Below are 9,096 nucleotides of genomic sequence, written 5' to 3' on the forward strand. Positions count from 1 at the left end.
CAACGAGACGGCGACGCTTCTTCTCGAATGCCGCGGCGGGGTGTGCTCAGTTCGACTCTGCTGGTTCGTCGAGGCGGAGCAGGGCTCGAAGGTCCCGGGGCGTCACCGACAGGTTGTTGAGCCTCGTCATGGCGGCGTTGTTGACGACGAAGCGGAGCGCACGATCCGAGATGGCGGTTTCGTCGTCGAAGGTCAGAACGCGGTGGAGGACTTCGAGGTGCTCCTCGAGCCGGATCGCCAGGACGTCGCGGTCGCGGCGATGGCGAGAGGCCATGCGATGGACGTCCAGCTGCACCGCGCGTTCGAACTCCTCGATCGCCTTCGGGTCGTCCGTTTCGGGCACGGCGTCCGAGGGTTCGTCGAAACGGGCTTCGAGCCGATGCAGCACGGTCGCGGCCACGCCCACCGAATGGTTCTTGATGGCGGCGAGGTTGAAGGCGAAGGCGCCCAGGCGGCCGTTGCGCACGATCTCGTCCCCCTCGCGGGGGCAGCCGACCACGGAGATCGGGCCGGAGCGAGTGCCGTCCGGCCCCAGCAGGACGCCATGCTCGTCCACCTCGACGCCGCGCCCGGTGCGCCGGTGCGGCGTGGCGAGCCGCTTGCGCAGCAGGCTCGTCCAGAGCGCGGAGCCGACGCGTTCGTAGTCCGTCTCCCGCCCGAAGTTCGAGATCACCAGGTCCGCGTCGATCGTCCGCACCGACGCCCGGTCCGCCACCGACAACCTGAGCGTGCCGGCCTCGGTGGGCTGGACCTCCTCGACCTTCCCGGTGGTGATGACGACCTGTCCACCATCGGCCAGCGCCGGGGCGACGACCTCGGTGATGTAGGGGACGGCGCCCACGCGCAGGGTGGCCAGCAGGCTCCCGTGCTCGTCGAGCAGAGCACGCAGGTCGGACGACGGCACGCGGGCCAGGACCTCGGGGAGGTGGGCCTCCCACGACTTGGCGACGTGTTCGGTCACCACCGCGGGGTCGACGCCGGGACACTCCCGGGCGACCAGCGCGCACAGCCGCTGCCACTCGTCCATGAGGCGCCGGACCAGTTGGTCGCGGCCTTCGTAGGCGTCCGCCTGCAGGTGCGGTTCCGGCAGCGTGAGGACGCGGTGGCGGTGGTCCGAGGGGTAGGGGCGGAGCGTCAGGCCCGACCGGGAGATCATGTGGATCTTCCCGGTGTGGCCGCGCCGCAGGAGCATCGAGGCCGAGTCGTGCGCGCTGAGCAGCGTGCCGATGATGGCGACCTCGGCGTCCTTCGGGACGCCGAGGATGCGTTCGATCCCCGCTTCGGAGTAGGGGTGCCGGACGAACGCCGGATGGTCCCCCACATCGGTCGCGAAGGGAAGGTCCCGCTCCTCCAGGCCCGTCGCGAGGACGACGTGGTCCGCCCGGAGCGTCGTCCTGGGGGGTGTCGGGTCGGAGGGCCGCGAGGGGTGTTCCTCCACGACGAGGTCCACGTGGCCGGCGCCGACGGCGAGGTCGACCACCTCGCCGTCGATCGCGCTGAACGTCACCCCGATCGACGCCTCGCGGACGGCCTCGGCGAGACGGGTGGTGACGTAGTCGGCGTAGATCCGGCGGGGAGCCGGCCCGGACTCGAAGAAGGCGAAGTCGCGCCATTCCGGGGGCCAGCCCGCCCGGTCGGCCTCATGGTCGATCCAGGACAGGAAGTCGTCGACGTCCTCCCGGAACATCGACATGCGTCCCACCTGGATATTGAAGACGTGATGCCAGTCGTTGCCCGACGGGTGATAGGCGACCCCGGCGTTCCGGTATTCGGGCCGCCTCTCGACCACCACGATCCGCAGGGGCTCCCTGGCGAACTGCATCAGGCGGATGGCGGTGGCGGTGCCGCCCAGGCCCGCACCGACGATGACGACCGTCTTGTGCGGTCCCGCGAAGCCCATCGAAGTCCTCCCGCATGCGCCGAACGGTCCACGGCGGCCTCAGCGCGGCTTGAACGTATCGCGAAGATCATATCGGCTCAATAGCCGTCAATCGCCCGATTGCCAGTGGTCGGCATCTGTTCACCTCGACAGTCGCCGTCCGCCCGTGCTAATGGCCGCGACCAGCGTTTCGGCAGCGGGTCGTAACGCAGCGCAACCGAAATTCGCGGGCAAGGACGCGCCATTGCCGCGGCCCTTGCCCCGCGTCATGTCCGGTCAGTGGTTCGGAGAACGGTGGACGGGGCCGTGGGGGTCGGCGCAATGGTCGTCCACCCGGGCGGACGCCCCGACCGGCACCACGTCGGACGGGGCGTGGTCGACCTGGAGGGTGGTGTGGTCGATCCCGTACTGGGACCTCAGCATCGCCTCGATCGCGCGCCGGACGGCGTGGCAGTCCCCGCCCACGTCGACCAGGATGTGCGCCGACAGGGCCGGGTAGCCGGACGTGACCTCCCAGACGTGCAGGTCGTGGACCTCGACCACGCTCGGGGACGCCGCCATGGAAGCCCCGACCTCGGCCGGGCTCAGACCGTCGGGGGCGGCCTCCAGGAACACCCGGCCCGCGCCGCGGACCAGCTCGTACCCGGCCTTGAGCATGAGGACGGCCACGATGAGCGCGGCGATCGCGTCGGCCCGGGCGAAGCCGGTGAACAGGACGACCGCACCGGCGATGGTGGTCGCGATGAACGCGAACAGGTCGTTGAGGATGTGCTGGTAGGCGCCCTCGACGTTCAGGCTCGACCGGTTGGCCTTGCTGATCAGCCAGGTCGCCAGCAGGTTGATCACGATCCCGGCCAAACCCGTCGCCACCACCAGGCCGCCCTCGACCTTCGGCGGATCGATCAGGCGGTCGACGCCCTCGTACACGAAGAACGCGGACAGGAGCAGCAGGCTGATGCCGTTGATCAGGGCGGACATGATCTCCGCCCGCTTCAGCCCGTAGGTGAAGCCGCCCTCCGGCGGACGCGCCGACAGCCGCATCGCCACCAGCGCCAGCACGATCGACGCGGCGTCGGTCAGCATGTGCGCGGCGTCGGAGACCAGCGCCAGCGAATGCGCCAGCAGACCGACCACGACCTCGCCGACCATGAACCCGGCGATCAGGACCAGCGCGCCGGTCAGGTAGCGCCGATCGGCATCCGCGGACACCCCGTGACCGTGACCGTGGCCATGCCCGTGACCATGTCCGTGGCCGTCCCCGCCGCCGCTCTCATGGTCATGATCGTGGTCGTCGTGGGCCTCGCCGGTCGCCGTGGCCGCCGCTTCCCGCGTGCGTCCAGCCGGGTTCTCCATGCATCGCTCCAGGGGGTCGGGCCCGGGCTAGCGGGCTTCGGGACCGGAAGGGGTCTCACGGTCCGCTGAGGAGGTCTCGTGTCCGAAGTGGGTCAGGGCCAGGTCGAGCAGCAGGCGGACGTGGGAGTCGGCCAGCCGGTAGTAGGCCACCCGGCCGGACCTGCGGACCGTGACGACCCGTCCCGCGCGCAGCAGGCGCAGGGCGTGGGAGACCGCCGACTCGCTGCTCGCGCAGACGGCGGCGATGTCGCAGACGCACATCTCACCGCCCTCCAGGAGCGCCGTGATGATCCGCACGCGCCCCGGGTCGGCGAGCACCGAGAAGACCGCGGCGAGGTCGTCCACGACCTCGGGGGCGGGCATCACGGCACGGACGGCCGCCACGCGATCGGGGTCGACCATCCGGACGTCACAGCCGTCCAGCGGGGCCGGGGCCTCAATATCTGCACGCTTGCTCACATGTGGAGATTAGTACCACTCGCCCGCGCACTGTCAACCGTCGCCTGCGTCCGCCCACCCCACCGGACCTCCGAGGACGTCCCACCCGTCCGATACCTGACAGGCGCATCGACGACTCCTGGCGAGGGGTCAGTGGTACTTCTGCACTCCGATGTCGGGTCGCTCCCGTTGGCGGGGAGGGAGATGTGGTCGTCGGCGGGCAGGCCGAGTGATCGCCGCGCCGACCGCCACTAGGCAACCTGTGGGCGGCCTGCGGAAGCGCGGGGCCGGCTCGGCCGGAGGACGGGTCCGTTCGACCCGCATCCACTCGGGCACCGCGCCGATCTCCCGCTCCGCGCCTGGGGGTTCCGGTGTGGAGGCTCGGAGGGTGGGAGTATGCGGCCGAGGTATGACGGGGGCGGCCGGGGTGTTGGACGGCTGAAGGTCGGGGCGGGTTTCCGGTCGGGGTTCGTCGGCGGTTGTCGCCTTCAGGCGCTCCGTGGTCTCGGACGCATCGGGGCGCGCGGCGGGATCGCGTTCCAGAAGTGCGGTGATCAGGGGACTCAACGGGCCGGAGCGGGCCTGTGGTGCGGCGGTCCCGGCGAGGACGGCCGCAGCAACCATGGCCGGGGTCGTGCCCTCGAAGGGACGTCCACCCTCCACGGCCGAGTAGAGGACGGCACCCAGACACCACAGGTCAGACGGACGTCCGGAGGGCTCGCCGGCCAGGCGCTCGGGGGCCATGAAGCCGGGTGTGCCGATGAGGAGGCCGGAGGCCGTCAGGCGGAGGTCACCTTCGATGGTCGCGATACCGAAGTCCGTCAAGACGACGTGGCCGTCGGGCTCCAGCAAGACGTTGGCAGGCTTCAGGTCGCGATGGACGATCCCGAGGGCGTGGACGGCACGGAGCGCGTCCGCCAGTTCGGCACCGATCCGGGCGGTCTCGGCGACCGACAGCGCGCCTGCCTCGCGGATGCGGTCGTCGAGGGAACGGGCCCGGACGAGTTCCATCACGATCCACGGATGCCCGTCCTCGATCACCACGTCATGAATGGTGATGACACCGGGATGACGGACCCGGGCGGCGGCCCGCGCCTCGGCGAGCGCCCGGACCCGCAAGGCGGCCAACGCCGCCTCGTCCAGGCCGTGCGGCAGCAAGATCTCCTTGACGGCCACCTCACGGCCCAGGAGTTCGTCGTGGGCCCGCCAGACCGATCCCATCCCACCGCTGCCCAATCGGTCGGCGATGCGGTACCGGCCGTTCAACATCCCTCCGTCAGGCATGATCGGACCCTAGTCCGTCATGCCCTATATAGGAGCGAAAAGCGCACGGCGACCGTGAGACCTCGAACGACGAGTCTCCTGGGGGCCGTCCAGCGAAGTGTTCTCCTTGCCGGCGCCCTCGCTGGTCGCCTTGCGCACCGTTCCCGACTCGCGTTCCGCGGCGCCCGCCCCGTCCCCCGGCTCGAGCGTCGCCCCGCCGGACCCCGCCGTCCAAGGGCCCTTCCGCTAGCCCACGCCATCGATGACTCCTGACGCGAGGTCAGTGGTACTTCTGAATTTCGGTGTCGGCCCACTTGGCGACCTGAGTCCCGGCTTCGATCCGGGGAGCGTTGTTGAGCGTCACGGACACCACTCGTTTTCCGCGTCGGAAGCGCAGCATGACGTAGATGCTGCTCGTGCCGCTGCTGCTGAAGCCCCTCGCTTCGTCCCCTACGCCCTTGGGGACGAAGGCGCTGCCTCTGTCGCGCCGTTCGCTCAGGAATTCTCGAAAGGCGGTCTCATCGTCGGGGTAGCGCATGACCTCGATCGTGACGCTCGGGGAAGACTCGTTCTTTGCCCTCCAGTTGCACGACGCCATCCCGTGCTTCTCGTCCTCAAAGGGGGTGGGATCGCGGGCGTCGATGACCAGGCCGAGTGATCGCAGCCGCACATCGCTGACGAGCTGGCAGGGGTCGATCGCGGGCCCCAGGGAGGCGGGATCGACGGAATTGACGGGATCGACGGAATCGTCGGAGTGGGACGAGGGCAGGGCCCACAGTCCCGCCAGCAGGGCGATCGCCACGGCCAGCGCGACCAGGCAGCCGATGCGCCCTCCGGGGAAGACCGAAGGGGGCACGGCCGGGGAACTGGTTCGTTCAGCCTGTATCCACTGGGGTGTCGCGCCGATCCGGCGGCCTTTCGCGGCGGCCTGCGGCGCCGCCGGAGCGGTCGGCGGCACCGAGGCCAGGAGCCTGGGGGTCTGCGGCCGGGGCTTGACGGGGGCCGCCGGGGTGCGGGAAGGCTGAGGATCTGCGCGCGTCTTCGGTCCTGGGGCGTCGGGACGGACCGCTTTCAGGCGTTCGCTGATTTCGGACGCGTCGGGGCGGGCGGCGGGGTCGCGTTCCAGAAGCGCGGTGATCAGGGGCTTCAGCGTGCCGGAGCGGGTCTGCTGGGCGGGGGCTCCGGTGAGGACCGCCGCGGCGACCATGGCCGGGGTCGTGCCCTTGAAGGGGGGTCTGCCCTCGACGGCCGAGTAGAGGACGGCGCCCAGGCACCACAGGTCGGACGGGGGTCCGGAGGGCTCGCCCGCCAGGCGTTCGGGAGCCATGAAGCCCGGAGTTCCGATGAGGAGGCCGGAGGCGGTCAGACGGAGGTCGCCGTCGATGGTCGCGATGCCGAAATCGGTCAGGACGACATGGCCGTCAGGTTCCAGCAGGACATTGGCGGGTTTCAGGTCGCGATGGACGATCCCGAGGGCGTGGACGGCACGGAGCGCGTCCGCCAAGGCCGCGCCGATCCGAGCCGTCTCGGCGACCGACAGCGCGCCCTCCTCGCGGATGCGATCGTCGAGGGAACGGGCCCGGACGAGTTCCATCACGATCCACGGATGCCCGTCCTCGATCACCACGTCGTAGATGGTGACGACGCCATTGTGGCGGACCCGGGCGGCGGCCCGCGCCTCGGCCAGCGCCCGTGCACGCACGGCGGCCAGGGCCGTCTCGTCCAGGCCGTGCGGCAACAGGATCTCCTTGACCGCCACCTCACGACCCAGGAGCTCGTCGTCCGCCCGCCACACCGACCCCATGCCGCCACTGCCCAGCCGATCGACGATGCGGTACCGGCCGTTCAACATCCCACCGTCAGGCATGATCGGACCCTAATCCGTCATGACCCGGAAGGGGCGGCTTCGTACAGTTCCCTCAGCGCCCCTTTCGCACGATGCGAGTGACGGCCCGTCCCTCCTCGATGGTGAGTGGGCCGGTGCTGTCGGACGGTGCCGCGGCGAGTGCGATGGCGAGATCGCGTCCGTGGGTGTCGAGGACCGCCTCGGTGAGATCCGTCAGGGTGTCGATCGCGGCGCGGCAGCGCTGTCGGGCCGCCACGGCGATCACCAGCGAGACGACGGCGGACGGCCACCACCACGCGGCGAGAACGAGGTAGGGCACCGACCACGCGAGGATGTAGACGGCGCCGGCAAACGCGGCCTGTGCCTCGTCGATCACCTTCCGCGCTTCGTCGGGCAGCGCGAGCCACAGCCGCGACCAGCCGAACTCCAGATCGAGTCCGTACCGGTAGACGGACACCTGCCCCAGGGCGTGGATCCGATCGCCCATCCAGGTCGGACGCCCGGGCTCGGCTCGGGCCAGCGCGTTGATCTGGCCGCCCACCTGATCGATCCGGCGCTGCTGCGCGCTGGTCCGCGTGGCCGCGGGAGCACCTCGCTCCAGATCGCGCCGCAACTCCAGGAGCTCGTGCCAGCGGCTGCGTCGCCTGTCGGTGAGGCGGCCTGCGAGGCCGCTCAAGCCGCGCGGCCACTGGCCGAGGCACAGCGCCTGGACGGGACCGCACAGCGCCTGCACTGCCAGCCCGATCGCGCCGGACCCCAGCAGCGCCGCGGTCAGGAGCAGCGCCTGCGTCGCCCCTGGGGAGCGCGACAGCTCAGCGCCGAGCCCGTCCACGGAATGGGAGAGCAGGTGGACGTCGAGCGCCCGCGCCTGGCCAAGCCACGACGCCGTCAGACAGGCGGCCATGAACAGGATGCCGGGCAGCGCGAGCAGCGACATCCATCGCGTCGCGAGCTGCTTGGCGAGTTCTTGAAAGAAGCCGCTCAATCCGGGTCCTGCAAGCGCATCAGCCGACTGTTCAGCCAGCAGCGCGGTACCGGCCCGGCGGGGAGAGGCGTCACCTCACGGCCGCAGCGACCGTCCGGGCAGACGAAGCGCTCCTCACTGGGCGGCTGCGGTGGCAGGTTGGGCAGGCGTGGTGGGCCACCCCGAACCTCATCGTCGTCGAGGGCCGCCTCGAGTTCATCGAGCAGCGCGGCGACAGGCCGCCCGCTACGGGCGCCGTCCTCGATGCGATCGAGGAGGTCTTCGGCCGCGTTCGAGTGCTCCGCGACCTCCCGCCGAAGTGCGGGCAACTGATCACACAGCCGGGCGAGGACTTCCCACTGTGTTGAGGCCATGGCACGGCTCCTCTTCGAATCCTGGCATGAGATCAAAGGTTCGCGGCAGGCGCGGCGACGATACCATCGGCAATACCAGGGAGGCCGAAATGCGGGCAGACCGGGACGAGATCAAGCAACGCCTCTCGCGAGCGGTTTCGATGGTCGACGGCGGGCGGCAGGCCGGCGATCCCGACCTGCTCGCGGCAGGGATCATCACCCTGCGAGAGATCGCCGCGATTCCAGAGCTGAACGACGGCGATCAGGTGATGTGCTTCCACCTCCTGAGCCTCGCGTATGAAGCGCTGTACGATCTGACGGCCGACCTCGGCGCCCTGAAGGCGTGCGTTCGCTACGGGGATGACGCGCTCACTCTGCTCCCCATGGGCCATAGTGCCCGAGCCGACCTGCTCGCCCAGATCGGCACCCACTACCGGACGCTGTACGAAGCGACCTCCCACCTCCCGTTCATTGAGTCGAGCATCGACCGGCATCGGCGGGCCGCCGCCGCGTTCGCCCCTGGCAGCCCGGACCGCGGCCGCTGCCACGCCAACCAGGCCCGCGCCCACCTCGTCCGATACCGAAGTCACCATTCAAACGCCGACGACCTGCGGCACGCCGCCGAACTCCTGCAACGTGCCCTGGAAGACGGGCTTCCCGACAGACGGCAGCAGGCCTACTGCCTGAGCGACCTGACGATTTCCCTCGGCTGGCTGTACGACCACACCCGCGACCCGCAGTGCCTTGCCACCGCCATCACCCATGGTGAGCGTGCCGGCGCCCTGCTGGGACCGGAACAACGGGACGCCAACCTGTCGGCAGCTCTCGCGTCCGTCTACTTCCAGCGCTTCAGACTGACCGGTGAAGCCGCCGACGCCAACTCGAGCATCACCCACGAGAAGGCCGCACTGAGCCTTTTTCAGTGAGTTTGGGCTTCGCGGGTTTGTAGGACGTGGATGGCCTTGGCGAGGTGGCCGGCTCGGTGTGGGCAGCAGCGGAG

8 protein-coding genes are annotated in these 9,096 nt (G+C 70.1%); 1 reads left to right on the plus strand and 7 read right to left on the minus strand.

Annotated elements, in window-relative coordinates; all coding sequences use genetic code 11:
- Nucleotides 1–46 precede the first annotated feature (46 nt).
- From AB0L06_RS41685 to AB0L06_RS41715, 7 genes are all read right to left on the minus strand, one after another.
- The gene (locus tag AB0L06_RS41685; RefSeq protein ID WP_500237105.1) at nt 47–1,900 is read right to left on the minus strand and encodes an FAD/NAD(P)-binding protein; all 1,854 of its coding nucleotides are present in this window, start codon (nt 1,898–1,900) and stop codon (nt 47–49) included.
- A 255-nt stretch (nt 1,901–2,155) separates the two neighbouring features.
- Complete coding sequence (locus AB0L06_RS41690; protein ID WP_500237107.1) at nt 2,156–3,088, minus strand: cation diffusion facilitator family transporter; 933 nt, start codon at nt 3,086–3,088, stop codon at nt 2,156–2,158.
- Nucleotides 3,089–3,259: 171 nt separating this feature from the next.
- Entirely contained in the window at nt 3,260–3,691 is a 432-nt protein-coding gene (locus AB0L06_RS41695; RefSeq protein WP_500237108.1) for an ArsR/SmtB family transcription factor, read from the minus strand.
- 129 nt (nt 3,692–3,820) lie between these two features.
- The gene (locus AB0L06_RS41700; protein WP_500237110.1) at nt 3,821–4,954 is read right to left on the minus strand and encodes a serine/threonine-protein kinase; all 1,134 of its coding nucleotides are present in this window, start codon (nt 4,952–4,954) and stop codon (nt 3,821–3,823) included.
- A gap of 259 nt (nt 4,955–5,213) precedes the next feature.
- On the minus strand, nt 5,214–6,800 hold the full coding sequence (locus AB0L06_RS41705; protein ID WP_500237111.1) for a serine/threonine-protein kinase: 1,587 nt from the start codon (nt 6,798–6,800) through the stop codon (nt 5,214–5,216).
- 52 nt (nt 6,801–6,852) lie between these two features.
- Nucleotides 6,853–7,764 carry a hypothetical protein gene (locus AB0L06_RS41710; protein WP_500237113.1) on the minus strand — a complete coding sequence of 304 codons (912 nt, stop codon included), beginning with the start codon at nt 7,762–7,764 and terminating at the stop codon, nt 6,853–6,855.
- Nucleotides 7,761–8,117, minus strand: a complete 357-nt coding sequence (locus AB0L06_RS41715; protein ID WP_500237114.1) for a hypothetical protein — start codon at nt 8,115–8,117, stop codon at nt 7,761–7,763. Before AB0L06_RS41715 ends, AB0L06_RS41710 begins: the two co-directional genes overlap by 4 nt.
- Nucleotides 8,118–8,143: 26 nt before the next feature.
- Between AB0L06_RS41715 and AB0L06_RS41720 the strand changes: the two genes are divergently transcribed.
- Nucleotides 8,144–9,022, plus strand: coding sequence for a hypothetical protein (locus AB0L06_RS41720; protein ID WP_500237115.1), 879 nt, complete (start codon nt 8,144–8,146; stop codon nt 9,020–9,022).
- Nucleotides 9,023–9,096: the final 74 nt, after the last annotated feature.

Source organism: Spirillospora sp. NPDC052269, assembly GCF_040679435.1.
Lineage (GTDB): Bacteria > Actinomycetota > Actinomycetes > Streptosporangiales > Streptosporangiaceae > Spirillospora.

Excerpts from the sequence above, each read along its gene's own strand:
- AB0L06_RS41685 (WP_500237105.1), bottom strand. The coding sequence starts at position 1,900 with ATGGGCTTCGCGGGACCGCACAAGACGGTCGTCATCGTCGGTGCGGGC.
- AB0L06_RS41700 (WP_500237110.1), bottom strand. The coding sequence starts at position 4,954 with ATGCCTGACGGAGGGATGTTGAACGGCCGGTACCGCATCGCCGACCGA.
- AB0L06_RS41705 (WP_500237111.1), bottom strand. The coding sequence starts at position 6,800 with ATGCCTGACGGTGGGATGTTGAACGGCCGGTACCGCATCGTCGATCGG.
- AB0L06_RS41715 (WP_500237114.1), bottom strand. The coding sequence starts at position 8,117 with ATGGCCTCAACACAGTGGGAAGTCCTCGCCCGGCTGTGTGATCAGTTG.
- AB0L06_RS41720 (WP_500237115.1), top strand. The coding sequence starts at position 8,144 with ATGAGATCAAAGGTTCGCGGCAGGCGCGGCGACGATACCATCGGCAAT.